The following is a 1391-nucleotide window of genomic DNA, read 5'->3' as shown; positions in this document are numbered from 1 at the left end:
ATGTCGCCTTCGCCCATCGTTCCGATCATCATGGCCGGCGGATCCGGCACGCGGCTCTGGCCGGTGTCGCGCGACACGATGCCGAAGCAGTTCGTGAAGCTTCTCGGCTCGGACCTGTCCACCTTTCAGGCGACGGCCAAGCGCGTTTCGGGACCGGCCTTCGGCAAACCGATCGTCGTCACCAACAATGATTTCCGCTTCGTTTGCGGCGAACAACTCGCCGCACTCGGCATCGAGGCCGATATCGTTCTCGAGCCCATGCGCCGTGATAGCGCCCCGGCGGTGGCTGTCGGCGCACTTCTGGCGGAAGCGCGGGCCGGCGATGTCGTCTGCCTGATCCTTGCCGCCGACCACGTCATCGAGAACGAGGCGGCCTTCGTCGCCGATTGCGAGCGGGCGGGAGCGATCGCCGTGCGTGGACGCATCATGACGCTCGGCATCAAGCCGACGGCGCCTTCGAGCGCCTATGGCTATATCCATCCGACCGAGAAGAGCCTCGGCGAGGGCGCCTATGCGATCGAGCGCTTCGTGGAAAAGCCGGACCGGGAGACCGCCGAGCGCTACATGGCCGAAGGCTATCTGTGGAACAGCGGGAATTTCGCCTTTTCCGCCAGCACCATGCTATCGGAATTGGAACGCCTGGCGCCGGACGTCCTTTCGGCGACGCGCAAGGCCGTCGAGGAGAGCCAGCGCGATCTCGATTTCCTGCGCTTGAACGAGGCGGCTTTCGCCGCGTCCCCGACCATCTCGATCGACTATGCGGTGATGGAGAAGACCAAGACCGGCGGCGTCCTTTCGGCCTCCTTCGGCTGGTCGGATGTGGGTTCGTGGGACGCGCTGCACGATATCAAGCCCAAGGACGAGGACGGCAATGTCATCGAAGGCAACGCTCTTGCCCTGAAGACGAAGGACAGCTTCGTGCGCGCCGACGACATGCTGACGACCGTCGTCGGCCTGGAGGACGTCGTCGTCGTCTCCACCCATGACGCCGTGCTCGTTGCGGCGAAATCGGCCGCGCCCGACGTCAAGGCGCTGGTCGCGGAGCTGAAGACCCAGGGCAAGCGGGAAGCCACCGAGCATCTGCGCATCCATCGCCCCTGGGGCTGGTATCAGCGCATCGACATCGGCGATCGCTTCCAGGTCAAGCACATCACCGTCAAGCCCGGCGGCAAGCTCTCGCTGCAGCGCCATTATCACCGCGCCGAGCATTGGATCGTCGTCCATGGCACGGCCGAAGTGACGATCGACAATCAGGTGAAGGTCTATCACGAGAACGAGGCGGCCTATCTGCCGATCGGCTGCGTCCACCGGCTGCACAATCCCGGCAAGATCGACCTGAAGCTCATCGAGGTCCAGGTCGGCAGCTATACGGGCGAGGACGACATCGTGCG

The 1391-nt window shown here is 64.3% G+C and carries 1 protein-coding gene; it reads left to right on the top strand.

All coding sequences use genetic code 11. From position 1 onward, the window contains the following. On the top strand, window positions 1-1391 hold a 1391-nt coding region (locus B9A15_RS22305), incomplete at its 3' end, for a mannose-1-phosphate guanylyltransferase/mannose-6-phosphate isomerase (RefSeq protein WP_084413147.1).

Origin of the sequence: Fulvimarina manganoxydans (assembly GCF_900176465.1) — a bacterium.
In the GTDB taxonomy this organism is placed as follows: Bacteria; Pseudomonadota; Alphaproteobacteria; order Rhizobiales; family Rhizobiaceae; genus Fulvimarina; species Fulvimarina manganoxydans.
Note: the sequence above shows the minus strand (reverse complement) of the source record. Positions and strands in the feature narration are given on the sequence as shown.